This is a genomic window from Streptomyces sp. BR123, assembly GCF_013401435.1.
In the GTDB taxonomy this organism is placed as follows: domain Bacteria; phylum Actinomycetota; class Actinomycetes; order Streptomycetales; family Streptomycetaceae; genus Streptomyces.
Genome location: NZ_JACBGN010000154.1, coordinates 1 through 17,246 on the forward strand (window position 1 = coordinate 1; position 17,246 = coordinate 17,246).

Sequence of the window (17,246 nt, forward strand, 5' to 3'; positions counted from 1 at the left end):
GGCGGGGCGTGGGACGGCGGCTGCGGCGGGACGTTCCTGATGTGAACCCGGAGCGTTCCTGGCGTGACCCGAGCGTTCCTGATGCGCAGCCTCGGCGAACGGCTCGGCGCCGCGGCCACGGCGGTCTACCGGCAGGTCAAGAACAAGGGGCCGCGATGGTCGGCTGGCTCCGCGTCGCGGTCAAGCAGGCCGACGCTCACGCCTCGCTACACGCTGCGTCCCAGCCGCCGAGCAAAGCGGACAGGGTGTGAGGGACGCCGGTGCCACGCTCAGTTGCTCGTTGTGGCGAGCTTCGCCGCGAAACCGAGGAACAGCGCTCCCGCCCCCGTCGTGAGGCCCGCGGACAGCTTCCGGCGGCGGCGGAACTGTGTGGCGAGGTACGTACCCCCGAGTATCAACGCGGTCACGTACGCAATGCTGATGGCTTGGTAGACGAGTGCGAGCAGCGCGAAGGAAAGCCCCGGGTACGCGTACTGGGGGTCGACGAACTGCACGAAGAACGAGATGAAGAACAAGATCGCCTTCGGGTTCAGGACGGTGATCACCAACGAACGCCGGAACAGCCTTCCGCCCGTCGACGGGTCAGGGGCGGCCGCGGCGTCCTCCGCGGTCTTCTCGCTGCGGCGTCGCCACATCGCCCAGGCCGCCCGGATCATGCCCACCGCGATCCAGGTCAGGTAGCCTGCCCCGGCGTACTTCACAATGGCGAACAGCAGCTCGTTGGTCTGCAGCAGCGAAGCGAGCCCGGCCGCCGTCGCCACCATGAGTAGGGACTCGCCCAGGAACACCCCTGCCGCGGCACGATAGCCGGCCCTGACCCCGAGCCGTGCGGCGACCGACAGCGTGAACAAAGAACTCGGCCCCGGCAGCAGAATGATCAGCAACGCCCCCAGGGCATAGGTCAGCAGATTCTCCACTCCCAGCATTCCGGCACCCTTCTCTTCGCCCGCCTGGGGCTCTGCGGCCCGCCGAGCCCCAGGCGGCACGGCCAACCTGGCGAACATTTCCTTCCGGTCCCCCGTGCCAGCGGCGATTCCCAGAGCGGCCAGGTAGCTGTCGATCTCGGCGCTGCTTTGAAGAGTTCGGCCGTTCGTAGTCGACCAGCAGATCCCATGCCGGACTGTTCGGCAACGGAATAAACCGCGAGAACTCGACGGAGGAGAGCTCTACCTCGCCCAGCGTCTGCCGGATGCACGCGTGACGCCCGAACCGCCGGAGCTTGTCGACGTTGTTGCGCTTGGTCGGCCCGAGGGCGCGCGCGTAGACCATGACCTGCAGTTCACTGTCGTAGACCTCGAAGAACAGGTTGATTCCATGCTCGCGGTTGTCTGCTCGAGCGCCTTCCGGAATCCGCGGGGATCACACTTGTTGACGGTCAGGTCCGCGATGGAGCAGGAGGTGCAGCGCTTGTAGCCGTTCTCGCGGCCACGTGCGTTGTTCACCGTCACGGGCCTCTCCCCCGCTACAGCGGCAGTGTCAGGGCCACCGCGTTGTACGGGATCTCCGGGGCCGGCGGTTGCGGGAAGCGGGAGTTGGGGAGGTAGATGCGGTTGCCGTGGACGGCGGCCGCGCAGGGGGTCTCGAAGCGCGGGTCGGTGACCGTCCGGACCAGGCGGGCGTTGTGACCCGTCGGGTCGAGGCGGAGGACGGCAAGGTCGGACATGCGGGGCGCGTAGAGGGTGCGGCCGCGCACCAGGATGCCGTTGGTGGTGGGCAGCGTGACCCCGCCCAGGTCGACCCGGCGGGCGGCACCGGTGGCCGGATCCACCCGGAACAGGCTGCCGCCGTGGGCGTGGATGTTGACCACGAGCAGCGCGGAGCCGTCCGGGGTGGCCGCGATGCCGGTGGCGGTGAGCCCGTCCGACGGGCCCTGCGTCCATTCCCCGCCCAGGCGCAGGGTCACCACGGCGTCGCGCGTCGGGAGTTCGCCGCGCGGGCCGAGCGGCAGCCCGAAGAGCTGCCCGCTGAAGGAGTCCGTGAACCAGACCGCGCCCGGGGTGAGGACGACGTGGTCGACGAAGGTGTCGGCGTTGCCGACCTCGTACGTTTCGATGACCTTCCCGGTGATGCCGTCCATGACGGTGATCAGGCGGCCCCAGCCTCCGGCGACGAACACGCGCTGCCGGTCGTCCACCTGCAGGCCGACCGCGTAGTGGCCCTCGCCCAGACCCGGGTTGATCACCTTGCCCTCGCCGGTGAGCAGTGACGCCCGGTAGACCGCGCCGCCGAGCAGCGACCCGAAGTACGCGTACGGGGCGGACCCGATGCCGATGCCGGCCGGGTGGAAGCCGTTCGGCAGATGGATCACATCCGGCCATACGGGCCGGCTTCCGCGCCCGGCGGCGGTCGCCGGGCCACTGCCGACCGTGCCGAGCAGTGCGGTGCCGCCGATGGCCGCGCCGATGCCGAGGAACCGCCGTCGTGCCATGGCCGTGCGGTGCATCCCGTCCCCCTGTTGGTGTGTCTCGTACGTGCGCCTGATGGTCGGCGCAGTGTCCCGAGTCCCGCCGGAGGACCGCTCGAATCCCGCCGGAGAGCGGCTGGGGCCGCGTTGACAAGATCCCGGGGCGGTCGTACTAATGGGTCCTGTGGCGCGTGGCGCCGGCCAAAGAGAAATGGGCCGGCCGGCGATCGGGCGACCACCTGACATCGGGTACCGTCCCATGCGTTCTCTCATCACAGGCACTGCCTGATCCCGGCGCCTTCGCGCCGCTTCCCCGCCGTGCGCGGGTTTCCGTACCGCCGCCCGCCCGGGTCTGCCGGGCCGCCGCCTACGTGCCCGTTGCCGTTTCCGTTGGCGTTCGCGTTCACGTTCGCGTCGCAGGCGTCCTCCTGCTCCTCCATTGCGCCTTCCCCCCTTTCACACCACCGCCCCGCCCACCACCGAGGGAGACGAACCCCCATGTCCTTCAACCAGTCCGTCATCGACGAGTTCCGCGCCAACCAGGGAAAGGTCGGCGGCTACTTCGAGGGCAGCGACCTGCTGCTGCTCACCACGACGGGCGCCAAGTCCGGTGCCGAGCGCACCGTTCCGCTCGGCTACGTGCGCCACGGCGACCAGCTGCTGGTGATCGGCTCCAACATGGGCGGGCCCAAGCACCCCGACTGGTACCACAACGTGCTCGCGAACCCCCTGGTCCAGGTGGAGGTCGGCACCGAGCACTTCGAGGCGGTCGCCGTGCCGGCCGAGGGCGAGCGCCGGGACAGCCTGTTCGAGCACGTGGTGAGCGCGGAGCCGGGATACGGCGAGTACCAGCAGAACACGACGCGGATCCTGCCCGTGGTGGTGCTGGAGAAGAACGACCCGGCTCCGGGTGAGGGGCCGGCCGAGGTGCGCAGCCTGGCCGACAAGCTCGTCGAGGTGCACGTGTGGCTGCGCGGGCAGCTGCGGCACGTCACGGCCGAGGTGGACGCGTACTTCGACTCGCTGCCCGCCCACGGGGGCGAGGGCGCCCCGCCGGCGCCCGGGCTGGGGCTGCAGATCCGCCAGCACTGCCTGGCGTTCTGCCAGACGCTGGAGATCCACCACACCGGCGAGGACGCCCACATGTTCCCCGCGATGGAGGCCGCGAACCCGCACCTGAAGGACGTCTTCGCGCGGCTGCGGACCGAGCACCTCACGGTCTCGCGGCTGCAGAAGGAGCTCAGCGGGCTGCTCGCCGACATCGCCGGCGCGGACCCGGAGCAGTTCCGCAAGGAGCTGGCGCGGATGTCCCAGGAGCTGAACGCCCACCTCGACTACGAGGAGGAGTCCCTGCTGCCGCTGCTCTCCGAGATCCCCTTCCCGCCCGGGCCGCCGGCCGCCGCCTGACGGCCCGACCAGCCATCGGAAAGCGGAGACGGGCGCGTGTGGGGGGCTTGCGTGACCGGGGCGACCGGCACGGAGAGGTGGAACGATGGCGCGGCAGACCTGGCGTTGGGTGGGGGCGGGGTGGCTGGCCCTGGTGCTGGCGAGCGGAGCGCTCACGCTCTACCTGGACGATGCGGACGGCCCGCCGTCGGGTCCGGCCAAGTGGGAGCGCGTGTCCCCTCCGAGTGGAACCCCCCGGCCCTGCCCCGGTCCGACGGGAAGGTTCCTGGACGGCCTCGGCGACTGCGCCTACTGGGAGCGCCGCTGAACGCCCCACGGCGTCGCAGCCCCGCGGCGGCGGTCGCGGTGCCGGACGCGGCCGCGGCGCCCCGCCGGATCGTCCGTCGTGCCGTCGATGACGGCCGCGGGGTCGGTGGGCAGGGCGGCCACCGGACCTGGGTGACCCCTTGACCACCTGACCCGGGTGAGGGTTCCGCCTTGACCGACTGACCGCCGACCGGTTGACCGCCGACCGGCCGTCCGCCTGACCGGCTGACCGGCTGACCGCCTGAGCGCCTGAGCGCCTGAGCGCCTGACGGCAGGCCGCTCCCCCACAGCCCTGTGGGACCACCCGACGCAGCAGCGCTACGAGGCCCCGCCGCCGCTGCCCGTGTCCAGGGCGCGGGCTGCGTACGCGGCGGCGTTCGGCCCGAACTGCAGCACGATGTGCCCGGCGGCCGAGTGCACGTCCCGCCACAGCCTCTGCAGCGGCGAGTCCTCGCTGTGCCCGGCCGTCCCGGAGGCCCGGAACAGCCGGTCCACGGCTGCGACCAGCAGGTCCGCCACCAGCGCGCAGTCCCGCTGGGCGCGGGCGATCTCCAGCGCGGTGATCTTCCGGCCGGAGTCGGCCACGGCCGCGACGCGCTCCAGCAGCAGGCGGGCGGCGTCGATCTCACCCGCGGACCGGGCCAGGGTCTCCTCGTAGAAGGAACGGGCGGGTCCCGGCTGCCCCGGCCGCTCGTCCCGTATCCGGTCGGCCGCGTACGCCGACCAGTGCGCGAGCGCGCCCTGCGCGGCGCCGAGCATCGGCAGGCAGAAGAACAGCCCGTTCACGGCGGCGAGCGGCACGCCCTGGCCGGGACCGGTGCCGGCGGGGGCCCGGCCGACCGTCAGGTCTTCTGCGGGGAAGGTCAGTTCCTCGGGCACGTAGGCGTCGTCGACGCTCAGGGTGTGGCTGCCGGTGGCCCGCATCCCGATGTCGGACCAGGTCCGCTCGATGCGGAGGTCGGAGCGGGGCACGGCGAACAGCCGGCGCTCGGCCGGGCCGTCCGGGCGCTTGGCCAGGCCGAGCAGCAGGGCCCAGTCCGCGTGCTCGACGACGCTGACGTAGGGCCAGGTTCCGGTCAGCCGCCAGCCGCCGTCCTTCGGCAGGGCCCGGCCCTTGGGCGAGACGGAGCCGACGACCAGGGTGTCCGGGCCGTCCTGCCAGATCTCCTTGCGGCCCTGCTCGGGCAGGAACCCGGCCATCCGGGACAGGCTGAGGGCGATGGAGGCGGACCAGGCGGTGGCCGGGCAGGCGGCGCCGATCTCGGCGACCGCGCCGGCGATCCCGGTGAAGCCGCCCTCGGAGCCGCCGTGCGCGGCCGGGACGAAGTGGCGGGCGAAGCCCGCGTCGCGCAGCGCCCGCACGACGTCCGGGTCAAGGGAACGGGCGGCTTCGGCTGCCTCGGCGCGCTGCGCTGCGAGAGCCGTCACGGCGTCGAGCGCCGCGCGGGCCGGTCCGGGTGCTGACGGGGTCTGCTGGGGCATCGGTCGGCTCTCCTCACGGGGTGTGCGGGCGGCAAGGGTCGGCCGTGCCGATCGGACGGCAGTACAGCGCGGCTACAACTCCGCTACAGGGCTGCTAGAGCGCCGTCTTCCGGCCATCGGACCGCCCGTCGGGCGGGTCACAAAGCCAGCCACAGGGCCGTCGGGCCACCAGGGAGTGGGACATCTCACAGCTGCATTTGACAAACTTTCCGCACCCACCTCCGGTCCGGATATCGGATCCGGCTCGTCGCGCTTGTGCGGGCGGCCTGAGCACCGTACTCACGCGCGGTATCACAACCTCGGCCGATCACGTGAATCGGCCAGCCGCGCGGCGTTCGCACGTGCTAGTCATGCCGTTGAACTTTGCTTGATCTTGGGTTGTGGGAGTCGTAACCTCCGATAGGCATCTGGCCGACTGGCAATCAGTGGGCCGATCCGCTCTCTTCATCGGGGGTTTATATCGTGTCAACGGGCTCCTATCGACCGCCTGAGTCCCTTCCGTTCGCTGATATCAGCGTGCTCGGACCGTTAGTCGTCGAATTCAACGGCCAGTCCATCGTGCCCACCGCGGGGAAGCCGCGGCAGCTGCTCGCCCTGCTCGCCCTCCGCTGCGGCAGGGTCGTCCAGGTACCGACCCTGATGGAGGAGGTATGGGGCGAGGACATCCCTCGCAGCGGGATGACCACCCTCCAGACCTACGTCCTCCACCTGCGCAGACTCATCGTGGAAACGCTTCCGGAAGGAACCGGGAGCACCCCCAAGGACCTGCTGGCCACCCGCTTCAACGGATACCAGCTCACTGTCAAGCCGAAATCCTTCGACCTCATCGAATTCGAGTCACTCGCCAGCTCCGGCGATAACGCACTGGAACGCGGCGACGCGGCCGGTGCATCGAAATACCTGCACCAGGCGCTGGCATTGTGGCGCGGCCCGGCATTGATGGACGTCCCCGTCGGCCGCATTCTCTCCATGGAGCTGATGGGCTTGAACGAAGCCCGTATGCGAGTTCTGGAACAGCGCATTCTCGCGGACCTCTGGCTCGGCAAGAGCGCCGCTCTCATTCCGGAACTGCGCAAACTCGTCGAGGAGCACCCGCTGCACGAGAAGCTGGCCGCATGCCTCATGATCGCCTACCAGCGCTCGGGAGCGGGCTGGCGCGCCCTCGAGGTCTTCCGCGGGCTCCGGCAGGCGCTGATCGGGGAGCTGGGCGTGGAGCCGTCCGGCCGGCTGCAGAGCCTCCACCGGGAGCTGCTGTCGAACACCGCCAACCTGTCGCTCCGCGACTACGTGCTGACATGAGCGGTGTGCTGAGCGAGGTCGCGGACGGGGTGTTCGCCTACGTCCAGCCCGACGGCAGCTGGTGCGTGAACAACGCGGGGATCGTCGTCTCGGACGGCCGGGCGGTACTGGTCGACACCGCGGCCACCGAAGCCCGGGCCCGCCGGCTCCGCGCGGCGGTGCTCGCCGACGACCGGCCGGTCCCGTACGCGGTGGTCAACACGCACTCGCACGGGGACCACACCTTCGGCAACTTCGTGTTCCCCGAGGCGGTGGTCTACGCGCACCACGAGACGCGGCGCGAGATGGCCGCGGCGGGCCTGCACCTGACGGGGCTGTGGCCGGAGGTCGAGTGGGGCGACATCGAGCTGGTGCTGCCCCACGCCACCTACCGGGACGAGCTGACCCTGCACGTGGGCGGGCTGACGGCCCGGCTCCTCCACCTGGGGGTCGCGCACAGCACCAACGACACCGCCGTGTGGGTGCCCGAGCGGCGGGTGCTGTTCACCGGGGACGTGGTCATGTCCGGGGTGACGCCGTTCCTGCCGATGGGATCGGTGGCCGGATCACTGAGGGCCGTCGAGCGGATGCGGGCGCTGGACCCGGCCGTCGTCGTGGCCGGGCACGGCACGGTCGGCGGGGCCGAGGTGCTCGACACCACGGAGGCGTACCTGCGCTGGGTGCAGGAGCTGGCCCGGGACGGTGCGGCCGCCGGGCTCACCCCGTGGGAGGTGGCCCGGGAGGCGGACCTCGGCCCGTTCGCCGGGCTGCTGGATCCGGAGCGGATCGTCCCCAACCTGCACCGCGCCTTCGCCGAGGAGGCGGACCGGGCCCACGGCGAGGCGCTGGACATGCGGGCCGTGATCGCGGAGGTGGACACCCTCTTCCGGGAGATGACCGCCTACCGCGGGGCGCCCCTCGCCTGCCACGCCTGACACCCGGACCGCAGTGCCTCCAGCGGCTTTCGAGGGCGGCCCCGCACGTCCCTCCAGCCGGCCTTGAGGGCCGCTTCGCAGGATCGCGCTCCCGGGCGGCCGGGCCCCGTGCGGGCCCGGCCGCCCGGTCAGCCGTACGTACCCGAGCCCTCTGGAGTTCTTCGATGACGAGTTCTTCGATGACGAGTTCTTCGATGACGTCCGCCGGCAGCACCTTCGCCGACCTCTACGCCGCGGTCGGGCAGCACTACGCCCGCCAGGTCCAGTTCCTCGACAGCGGGAAGTTCGAGGAGTACGCCGCGACCTTCACCGAGGACGGCGAGTTCCAGCACACCCCGGGGATGCCCCCGGCCCGCACCCCGGCCGGCATCGTCGCCGAACTGCACGCCTTCCACGAGCGGTTCGCCGACGACCCGGTGCAGCGGCGGCACTGGTTCAACATGATCGACCTCAGCCCGCGCGAGGACGGCTCCTTCGACGCCGTCTTCTACGCACTGGTGCTGACCGTCCGGCCGGGGGTCAAGGAGCCGGTCGTCGGCCCCAGCTGCCTGGTCCGCGACGTGCTGGCGATCGAGGACGGCGTGGTGCGCAACCGCTCCCGCCGCGTCGAGCACGACCAGCACATGCCGTGCTGAGCCGCCGCCCCGCACCGTGACGACCCCCGAAGGGAGCACCTCCGCCATGTCCAGCAAGCCCGTCGCCCTGGTGACCGGATCGTCGTCCGGGATCGGCGCCGCCATCGCCCGCAGACTCTCCGCCGAGGGGATGACGGTGGTGGTCAACGCGGCGCGCAGCGCCGAGGCGGGCCGCCGGCTCGCCGAGTCGCTGCCCGACGCCCGGTTCGTACAGGCGGACATCTCCGACGCCGGCCAGGTACGGCAGCTGCTGGACGAGGTCGCCGAGGAGTTCGGCGTACTCGACCTGCTCGTCAACAACGCCGGGGTGACCCGCGCCATCCCCCACACCGACCTCGACGCGGCCACCGCCGAGGTGTGGCAGGACATCCTCGGCGTCAACGTGGTCGGCACCTGGCAGACGTCCGCCGCCGCCATGCCGCTGCTGCGCGCGTCCGGGGCCGGCCACATCGTCAACATCTCCTCCGTCGCCGGGGTCAGGCCGGCCGGCAGCTCCATCCCGTACGCCGTCAGCAAGGCCGCCGTCAACCACATGACCCGGCTGCTGGCCGGCGCCGTCGGCCCGGGCGTCCGGGTCAACGCCATCGCGCCCGGGCTCGTCGACACCCCGTGGACGGAAGCCTTCACCGAGATCCGCGAACGGGTGCGGCAGGCCGTGCCGCTGCGCCGCACCGGCACCCCGGAGGACATCGCCGAACTCGTGGTGGGCCTGCACCGGTCCGCCTACACCACCGGCGAGGTCGTCCTCGCCGACGGCGGCGCCCACCTGCTGATCTGATCCGAACGGGTCAGCATCCCTGTCCGCACCGGTACCGAAGGATGGAGACAGATGAGGACGACGACACCGTGAAACTGGGCGTGAACCTGAGCTACCAGGGTGCCGCGGAACTCGCCGTCGCGGCCGAACGGCTGGGCTACGACGTGGCACTCGCGCCCGAGGGCTACCGCTCGGACGCCGCCAGCGTGCTCGGCCTCGTGGCCGGGCGGACCGAGCGGATCGCCCTGGGGTCCGCCGTGATGCAGATACCCGCCCGCAGCCCGGCGCTGGCCGCCCTGACCGCCGCGACCCTGCAGTCGCTGTCCGGCGGCCGGTTCCGGCTGGGGCTCGGGGTGTCCAACCCCGACGTGTCCGAGGGCTGGTACGGCGTTCCCTTCGCGGAGCCGCTGGGCCGGACCCGGGAGTACGTGGAGATCGTCCGGCAGGCGCTGCGGGGCGAGCCGGTGCGCTACGAGGGCCGGCACTACCGGCTCCCGTCCTCCGGGTCCGGCGCCGCCCCGCTGCACGTGATCACCGAGCCGGCCGGGGCTCCCGTACCCGTCTACCTGGGCGCGGTCGGGCCGCGCAACCTCGCCCTGGCGGGCGAGATCGCCGACGGCTGGATCGGCGTGTTCGCCGCCCCCGACCAGGTCGCCGAGTCCGTGGCGCACATCGCGACGGGCCGCGAACGGGCAGGGCGGCCGCCGGCCGGCTTCGACGTGATGCCGTGCCTGGCCACCGCGATCGGCGAGGACACCGACGCCTGCGTGGACCTCCTGCGGGCCCACTACGCGTACCTGATGGGCATCGGCGCACCGGAGCGGAACTTCTACATCGCGCTCGCCACCCGCATGGGTTTCGGTGCGCAGGCCGCCGAGGTGGGCAGGCTGGCGGCCGAAGGGGACAGGGGCGGGGCGGCCCGGGCGGTGCCGGCCGGGTTCGTGGACCGCACCGCGCTGGTCGGGCCGGTGGACCGGGTGGCCGAGCGGATGCGCGCGTACGCGAAGGCGGGCGTCACCACGCTCAGCGTCATGATCTCCGCGGTGGCCGTCGGGCTCGACGAGCGCATCGCGGTCCTGGAGCGAGCGATGGCAGCCCTGGACCTGTCGGGCGTACGCGACGACTGACGCCCGGTACGGAAGGCGCCACGGGCATACGGAACCGGAGCGGCACACGGCCCGGGCACGGGCCGTGTGCCGTTCCCGGGCACGGCGTACGGGCCCGGGCACGGCGTACGGGCCCGGCAGACGGAAGCGGGCGGGACTCCTCCGCCGGGAGTCCCGCCCGCTTCCGTGCGCGCGTTCCGTACGGCCGTCAGACGGCCATCGCCGCGGTGATCCGGGCGATCACGTCGGCCGGCGTCGGCTGCCCGGCCATCTCGCGCCGCACCTCTTCCGCCGCGTGCCGGAAGGACGCGTCCGCCAGCAGCCGGCCGGCGGCCTCCCCGATCCCGGCGGCGTCGAGCTCCTGCGGCGCCACGGCCAGCCCCACCCCGCGGTCCACCACGCGGCGGGCGCACAGCTCGTTGTCCGCGCCGCTGGGGACCACCAGCTGCGGCACCCCGTAGTGCAGGGCTGTCGCGGTGGTGCCCGATCCGCCGTGGTGGACCACGAGGTCGCAGTCGCGCAGGATGCCGGAGAGCGGGACGAAGCCGGCCGGGATCAGGTTGCCGGGCAGCGGGCCGAGTGCGCTCAGGTCGGTCTCGTCATCGGCGAGGACCACCTCCGCGTCCAGCCCGGCGAGGGCCTCCACGAGCAGGCGCAGCGCATCGGCGCCGCCCGGCAGCAGGGGCGCGACCGTGCCCAGCGTGAGGCAGATCCGGGGCCTGCCCGGCGCGCGCAGCGCCCAGTCCGGGAGCACCGCGCCCCCGTTGTACGGCACGTAGCGCATCGGCAGCCAGGGGACGCCGTCACGCGGATCGGGCTCCTCGTGCTCCAGGCCGCCGAGGCTGGGGGCGCGGGGGTCCACCCGGCCGAGGAGGACGGGCTCCCGGTCGCCGAGTCCCAGTTCCCCGCGGAGCCGGAGCACCACCGGGTTGTCGTCCGGGGCGATGCCCATGCGGTGGTTGTGCCGGGCGGTTTCGCGCACGTCCGGGTCGCGCATCGACCAGGACACCCGGTTGCCGACCTCCAGGGCCGGCACGCCCAGGGCCAGCGCGGCCAGTCGGCCCGCCTGGTGGTCGGAGCAGTGGACGACGAGGTCCGCTCCGAAATCCCGGCCGGCGTCGATCGTGCCCCGGGTCATGGCCAGGGTGAACAGGTCGAACGGCCGCATGGCGCGGGCGAGTTCCCAGTACCCCTCGGGAACCCCGGCATCCGCGCCGGTCCCGGGGCCGGGGCCGGGGCCGGGCGGGCCGCCCACCAGGTCCTCGCCGAGGTCCCGTCCGGGGAACACGTCGACGACCGGCGCGCCGGCCCAGGCCGCCACCTTCGCCATGTGGGCGGTGGTGGCGACGAGTACTTCGTGGCCCGCCGCCCGCGCCGCCCAGACGAGCGGCACGAGCGGCAGCATCAGCCCGTATCCCGGCGCTGCCGGGAACAGGATCCGCATCTGCGACTCCTTTTCTCGACGGGGAAAGACCCCGTTCACTGAATTCGGTCGACGCTCCGGAAAACCGCCTCCACGAGCCGGCGGATTCGGCCGTCCATGCTGCCCATGACCGAGGACCCCATATTGGGGACGTATCCGAATGCGAGCTCGCGTTCGGGATCGGCGAAAGTGAAGACACCGTTCGCGCCGCTCAGTCCGAACGAATTCTTCAGTCCGGCGTCCGCCGGGAACACCGCGCTGTCCGCCAGCTGCACGCCCAGTCCCCAGGTGAGCGGCGTCAGCATGACCTTGCAGGGTCCGCCGGAGTGCGGGCGGGCCAGTTCGGCGGTGCGCTCGGGACCGATCAGCCGGATGCCGTCCACCTCCCCGACCAGCGCGGCGAACAGCCGGGCCAGGGCGTGCGCACTGGCCAGCCCGCCGTACGAGGGGTCCTCGACGGCCGGGTCGGCCGGATCCTGGGACATGCTGCCGATGGTCGCCCGGTAGGTGAGGGTGCTGGGCTCACGCAGTTCCTCGACCTCCCCGGGGTCGGCGCCGGCCATGAGGGCCTCGGCCTTGGACTCCAGCATGGTGGCGAGGTGCGCCCCGGCGCCGTCGGGCAGGCCTATGTGGGCGTCCAGGCCGAGCGGCCCGGCGAGGTGGCGGGCGAAGTAGCGGCCGGCGGTCAGCCCGGTGCGGCGCCTGATCAGCTCGCTCAGCAGGTGCCCGTAGGTGGTGGCGTGGTAGCCGTGCGCGGTGCCGGGCTCCCACTCGGGCCGGGCCGCCGCGAGCGCCTCGGCCACCGGCGTGTGCGCGCGCAGCGCCGCGAGCGTCAGCGGGGCGTGGTCGAGGCAGACCACCCCCGAGCGGTGGGAGAGGATCATGCGCGGGGTGATGCCGGCCTTGCCGTGCGCGGCGAACTCGGGCCAGACCTCGGCGACGGGCTCGTCCAGATCCAGGCCGTCCCGCTCCGCCAGGTGCAGGAAGGCCGCCGTGACCAGCGCCTTCGTGGGCGAGGCGAGGACGCCCAAGGTCCCGGCCCGCCAGGGGTCCGTACGGTCGGGGTCGGCCCAGCCGGCCCACAGGTCCACCACGGGCCGCCCGCGGTGGTAGACGCAGACGGCCGCGCCGACCTCCGCGCCGGCGGCGAAGTTCTCCTCGAAGGCGCGGGCGACCTCGGCGAAAGCGTCGTCGACGAACGCGTGCTCGGCAAGCGCGTCCTCGGTGAGCGCGCCCCCGGCCGTCCCGGCCGTCCCGGCCCGGTGGAATTGCTGCACTGTCATCAGTCCTTCGCGTGCGGGGAGGGCGGCCGCCCCGGCCAGGCCGCCGGCTTCGACCTGTGATGATCCGGCCACCGCTCGGGCCCGGCTCGAATACCGGTCGCTTTCCGCTCGCGCCTGAAATACGGCGCCCGCAGCGGGGTGACCGCGCCGGAAATCGTCTGGCAGTATCGTCGCCATGCGATTCCGCACAAAGGATGTTCTCCTCAGAAAGTCATGTTCCCCATGCCGGAACGGGAGGGGCCTTTCTGTACGGGAGGTGGCAGCTTGTTCTCCGACATAGCCGAATTCCACGAGTGGTACGCGCGGCGCTGCCGTGCCCACGGGTACCGGGTGGACCGGGTCCCTCTCGAAGCGCTCGACGGCTGGCGCACGGACCCGGACACCGGCAACATCGTCCACCGCACCGGGCGGTTCTTCACCGTCGAGGGCCTGGACATCAGGAACTCCGGCCGGGAGGTGGACTCCTGGCAGCAGCCGATCATCGTCCAGCCCGAACAGGGCGTCCTCGGTATCCTGGTCAAGGAGTTCGCCGGCGTCCTGCACTTCCTGCTCCAGGTCAAGATGGAGCCGGGCAACGTCAACGGCCTGCAGCTGTCCCCGACGGTGCAGGCGACCCGCAGCAACTTCACCGGCGCGCACGGCGGCAGGTCCGTTCCCTACCTGGAGTACTTCACCGCCCCGCGCTCCGGCCGGATCCTGTCCGACGTGCTCCAGTCGGAGCAGGCGTCCTGGTTCCTGGCCAAGCGCAACCGCAACATGATCGTCCAGGTGGACGGGGACGTGGACGTCCCGCTGCTGGACGACTTCTGCTGGCTGGACTTCGAGCAGATCGCCGGGCTGCTGCACGAACCCAATCTGGTCAACATGGACACCCGCACGGTGCTGGCGGGCGCCGCCTCCTGGCGGGACCGCAGCGCCGACCTCGTCGCGGACACCTTCCGCGGCGCGCTGGCCCGCTCCTGGGAGTCCGCCGGCATCGCCCTGCACGACACCACCCACCTGCTGAGCTGGTTCACCGAGGCCAAGAACCGCTGCACCCTCGCCCGGCAGCAGATCCCGCTGACCAAGGTCGACGGCTGGGGCCTGCGCGACGGCGCCCTCGTCCACGACCGGGACCAGCACTTCGCCGTCATCGGGGTGTCCGTCGAGGCCGACAGCCGCGAGGTCGCACGCTGGCAGCAGCCCATGTTCGAGCCGCGCAGCCAGGGCGTCATCGCGTTCCTCGTCCGCCGCATCGGCGGCGTACTGCACGCGCTGGTGCAGGCCCGGGTCGAGACGGGCGCCTTCGACGCCGTGGAGATGGCGCCCACCGTGCAGTGCCAGCCCGACAACTACCGCGGGCTGCCCGAGGGCCGCAGGCCGGCGTTCCTGTCCGCGGTGCTCGACGCGCCGCCGGAGCGGATCCGCTTCGACCGCGTGCACTCCGAGGAGGGCGGCCGCTTCTACCACGCGCAGAACCGCTACCTCCTCGTCGAGGTCGAGGAGGGCTTCCCGCTGGAGGTCCCCGACGACTACGCCTGGGTCACCCTGCGCCAGCTCACCGACTTCGTCAGATACGGCAACCACCTGAACGTCGAGGCCAGAAGCCTGCTGACGTTCGCGGGCTTCCACAAGGAGGACGACGAGTGACCACCCATGTCTGGGACTACCTTCCCGAGTACGCGGCGGAACGGGAGGACATCCTCGACGCCGTGCAGCAGGTCTTCTCCAGCGGCAGGCTGGTGCTGGGCGAGAGCGTGCGCGGTTTCGAGAACGAGTTCGCCGCCTACCACGGCATGGCGCACTGCATCGGCGTGGACAACGGCACCAACGCGGTGAAACTCGCCCTGGAATCCCTCGGCATCGGACGCGGCGACGAGGTCATCACCGTCTCCAACACCGCCGCCCCCACCGTCGTCGCCATCGACGGGGCCGGCGCCGTCCCGGTGTTCGTCGACGTACGCGCCGAGGACCACCTCATGGACACCGACCAGGTGGAGGCCGCGATCACCCCGCGGACGAAGGCGCTCCTGCCCGTCCACCTCTACGGCCAGTGCGTCGACATGGAGCCGCTGCAGCGCCTCGCCCGCAAGCACGGTCTGGCCGTCGTCGAGGACTGCGCGCAGGCCCACGGCGCCCGCCGCAACGGCCGGCTCGCCGGCACGACGGGCGACGCCGCCGCCTTCTCCTTCTACCCCACCAAGGTCCTCGGTGCGTACGGCGACGGCGGCGCCGTCCTGACCGGCTCCGCGGACACCGATCGCGCCCTGCGCAGGCTCCGCTACTACGGCATGGAGGAGGTCTACTACGTCGAGCAGACACCCGGGCACAACAGCCGTCTCGACGAGGTGCAGGCCGAGATCCTCCGCCGCAAACTGGCCCGGCTCGACGCCTACATCGCCGGCCGCCGACGGGTCGCCCGCCGCTACGCCGAGGGGCTCGCGGACCTGTGCGGGCCGGACGGGCTGACCCTGCCGACCGTCACCCCCGGCAACGAGCACGTCTACTACGTGTACGTCGTCCGCCACCCGCGCCGCGACGAGATCATCCGGGTGCTGAAGGAACGCCACGACATCGCGCTCAACGTCAGCTATCCGTGGCCGGTCCACACCATGCGCGGCTTCGCCCACCTCGGCGTGCCGACGGGCTCCCTGCCCGTCACCGAGAGGCTGGCCGGGGAGATCTTCTCGCTGCCCATGTACCCGTCACTGCCGGAGTCCCTCCAGGACAAGGTCATCGACGCGCTCCGCGACGTCCTCACGACCACGGCCCGCGCGCTCTAGCCGCCCCATCGAAGGAGGTTCACCATGCCTGGCACCACCACGGACACCACCGCGGACACCACCGCGGACACCGCCACCCTCATCTACCGCCGCGCCGACGTCTACCACGACTTCTACCGCGGCCGCGGCAAGGACTACCGGGCCGAGGCGGCCGCCGTGCGCGATCTCGTCGCACAGCGCGGCGCGGCCGGGGCGCCGGCCTCGTCGACGGCGGGCTCGTCGACGGCGGGCTCGTCGACGGCGGGCTCGTCGACGGCGGGCTCGCTGTTGGACGTCGCCTGCGGCACCGGCGCGCACCTGGCCGAGCTCACCGGCTCCTTCGCCGACGCCGTCGGCGTCGACCTGTCCGCCGAGATGCTCGCCGTCGCCGCCCGGAACAGCCCCGGCACCCCGCTGGTCCGGGGCGACATGCGCGACTTCCGGCTCGGCCGCACCTTCTCCGCCGTCACCTGCATGTTCAGCTCGGTCGGCTACCTCGCCACCGCCGACGACCTGGACGCGGCCGTACGCAACCTGGCCGACCACCTCGCACCCGGCGGCGTGCTCGTCGTCGAACCCTGGTGGTTCCCGCAGGACTTCCTGCCCGGCTGGGTCGGCGCCGACGTGGTCAGGGCCGACGGGCGGACCATCGCCCGCGTCTCCCACACCGTCCGCGAGGGCCGCTGCAGCCGGATGGAGGTGCACTACACGGTCGCCGCCCCCGAGACGGGCGTCGAGCACTTCACCGACACGCACGTGATGACGCTGTTCGAGCAGGCGGAGTACGAGGCGGCGTTCCACCGGGCGGGGCTGGAGCCCGAGTACGTCCGGCACGAGCTGTTCGGCCCCGGCCTGTTCGTCGCCACCCGCCCCGGCGGTGCCGCGTGAAGGTCCGCGAACTGGGCATCGACGGCGCGTACGCCTTCGAGCCCGAGGTTTTCCACGACGAGCGCGGCTCGTTCCGCTCCCCGCACCAGGAAGCCGCGTTCGGCGAGGCGCTCGGCCGGCCGCTGTTCCCGGTCGCCCAGGTCAGCACGAGCGTCTCCCGGCGGGGGGTCGTGCGCGGGGTGCACTTCACGGCCGCTCCGGGGTCCATGGCCAAGTACGTGGTGTGCGCGGGCGGGCGGGCGCTCGACGTCGTCGTCGACCTCCGGATCGGCTCGCCCACGTACGGGCAGAGCCGGCAGGTGGAGCTGGACCCGGAGGCGGGCACCGCGCTGTACCTGCCGCCCGGTGTGGGGCACCTGTTCGCCGCGCTGGAGGACGACACCGTGATGGTCTACCTGCTGTCCGCGGCCTACCGGGCGGACCGGGAACGCGCCGTACACCCGCTCGACCCGGAACTCGGCCTGGACCTGCCGCCGGGGGTGGAGTGGGTACTGTCCCAACGCGACCGGTCGGCGCCGTCGCTGGCCGCCGCCCGTGTGGGCGGGCTGCTGCCGCAGTACGCCGACTGCGGGGCGGCTGGGGCGACTGGGGTGGATGGGAC

Annotated in this window: 17 protein-coding genes; 11 read left to right on the forward strand and 6 right to left on the reverse strand. The window is 72.2% G+C overall.

Annotation, left to right across the window (positions count from 1 at the left end; all coding sequences use genetic code 11):
- Window positions 1-269: 269 nt before the first annotated feature.
- The 3 genes from leuE to HYE82_RS22260 form a co-directional block, all read right to left on the reverse strand.
- Window positions 270-926, reverse strand: a complete 657-nt coding sequence (gene leuE / locus HYE82_RS22245) for a leucine efflux protein LeuE (RefSeq protein ID WP_179175911.1) — start codon at window positions 924-926, stop codon at window positions 270-272.
- Between the two features lie 536 nt (window positions 927-1,462).
- Window positions 1,463-2,428, reverse strand: coding sequence for a superoxide dismutase (locus tag HYE82_RS22255; RefSeq protein ID WP_256987541.1), 966 nt, complete (start codon window positions 2,426-2,428; stop codon window positions 1,463-1,465).
- A gap of 248 nt (window positions 2,429-2,676) precedes the next feature.
- A complete protein-coding gene (locus HYE82_RS22260) occupies window positions 2,677-2,844 on the reverse strand; it encodes a hypothetical protein (protein ID WP_179175898.1) in 168 nt (55 codons plus the stop codon).
- A 58-nt stretch (window positions 2,845-2,902) separates the two neighbouring features.
- On the opposite strand from HYE82_RS22260, the gene HYE82_RS22265 reads away from it, so the two are divergent.
- Both HYE82_RS22265 and HYE82_RS22270 read left to right on the forward strand, forming a co-directional pair.
- A complete protein-coding gene (locus tag HYE82_RS22265; protein WP_179175899.1) occupies window positions 2,903-3,811 on the forward strand; it encodes a nitroreductase/quinone reductase family protein in 909 nt (302 codons plus the stop codon).
- An 85-nt stretch (window positions 3,812-3,896) separates the two neighbouring features.
- The gene (locus HYE82_RS22270) at window positions 3,897-4,118 is read left to right on the forward strand and encodes a hypothetical protein (protein ID WP_179175900.1); all 222 of its coding nucleotides are present in this window, start codon (window positions 3,897-3,899) and stop codon (window positions 4,116-4,118) included.
- 317 nt (window positions 4,119-4,435) lie between these two features.
- Here HYE82_RS22270 and HYE82_RS22275 read toward each other — a convergent pair whose 3' ends face one another.
- Entirely contained in the window at window positions 4,436-5,599 is a 1,164-nt protein-coding gene (locus tag HYE82_RS22275; RefSeq protein ID WP_179175901.1) for an acyl-CoA dehydrogenase family protein, read from the reverse strand.
- Window positions 5,600-6,115: 516 nt separating this feature from the next.
- Here HYE82_RS22275 and HYE82_RS38355 point away from each other — a divergent pair.
- The 5 genes from HYE82_RS38355 (at window position 6,116) to HYE82_RS22300 (ending at window position 10,331) form a co-directional block, all read left to right on the forward strand.
- Entirely contained in the window at window positions 6,116-6,898 is a 783-nt protein-coding gene (locus tag HYE82_RS38355) for an AfsR/SARP family transcriptional regulator (RefSeq protein ID WP_309144409.1), read from the forward strand.
- Window positions 6,895-7,812 (forward strand): MBL fold metallo-hydrolase, encoded by a 918-nt coding sequence (locus HYE82_RS22285; protein ID WP_179175903.1) that lies wholly within the window; start codon window positions 6,895-6,897, stop codon window positions 7,810-7,812. Before HYE82_RS38355 ends, HYE82_RS22285 begins: the two co-directional genes overlap by 4 nt.
- Window positions 7,813-7,976: 164 nt before the next feature.
- The gene (locus HYE82_RS22290; RefSeq protein WP_256987542.1) at window positions 7,977-8,447 is read left to right on the forward strand and encodes a nuclear transport factor 2 family protein; all 471 of its coding nucleotides are present in this window, start codon (window positions 7,977-7,979) and stop codon (window positions 8,445-8,447) included.
- A gap of 46 nt (window positions 8,448-8,493) precedes the next feature.
- Window positions 8,494-9,225: an SDR family NAD(P)-dependent oxidoreductase gene (locus HYE82_RS22295; protein WP_179175904.1), complete on the forward strand. Its 732-nt coding sequence runs from the start codon at window positions 8,494-8,496 to the stop codon at window positions 9,223-9,225.
- A gap of 68 nt (window positions 9,226-9,293) precedes the next feature.
- Entirely contained in the window at window positions 9,294-10,331 is a 1,038-nt protein-coding gene (locus HYE82_RS22300) for an LLM class flavin-dependent oxidoreductase (protein WP_179175913.1), read from the forward strand.
- Window positions 10,332-10,518: 187 nt separating this feature from the next.
- Here the strand turns inward: HYE82_RS22300 and HYE82_RS22305 are convergent, their stop codons facing one another.
- The gene (locus HYE82_RS22305) at window positions 10,519-11,754 is read right to left on the reverse strand and encodes a nucleotide disphospho-sugar-binding domain-containing protein (protein WP_179175905.1); all 1,236 of its coding nucleotides are present in this window, start codon (window positions 11,752-11,754) and stop codon (window positions 10,519-10,521) included.
- A 35-nt stretch (window positions 11,755-11,789) separates the two neighbouring features.
- Window positions 11,790-13,016: a serine hydrolase domain-containing protein gene (locus HYE82_RS22310; RefSeq protein ID WP_179175906.1), complete on the reverse strand. Its 1,227-nt coding sequence runs from the start codon at window positions 13,014-13,016 to the stop codon at window positions 11,790-11,792.
- A 264-nt stretch (window positions 13,017-13,280) separates the two neighbouring features.
- Here HYE82_RS22310 and HYE82_RS22315 point away from each other — a divergent pair, with 264 nt between their 5' ends.
- From HYE82_RS22315 to HYE82_RS22330, 4 genes are all read left to right on the forward strand, one after another.
- Complete coding sequence (locus HYE82_RS22315; protein ID WP_179175907.1) at window positions 13,281-14,645, forward strand: NDP-hexose 2,3-dehydratase family protein; 1,365 nt, start codon at window positions 13,281-13,283, stop codon at window positions 14,643-14,645.
- Entirely contained in the window at window positions 14,642-15,778 is a 1,137-nt protein-coding gene (locus HYE82_RS22320; protein ID WP_179175908.1) for a DegT/DnrJ/EryC1/StrS aminotransferase family protein, read from the forward strand. Before HYE82_RS22315 ends, HYE82_RS22320 begins: the two co-directional genes overlap by 4 nt.
- 24 nt (window positions 15,779-15,802) lie before the next feature.
- Complete coding sequence (locus HYE82_RS22325; protein WP_179175909.1) at window positions 15,803-16,645, forward strand: trans-aconitate 2-methyltransferase; 843 nt, start codon at window positions 15,803-15,805, stop codon at window positions 16,643-16,645.
- Window positions 16,642-17,246 (forward strand): dTDP-4-dehydrorhamnose 3,5-epimerase family protein (locus HYE82_RS22330; protein ID WP_179175910.1); only part of this gene is annotated, 605 nt, incomplete at its 3' end. The genes HYE82_RS22325 and HYE82_RS22330, both read left to right, overlap by 4 nt.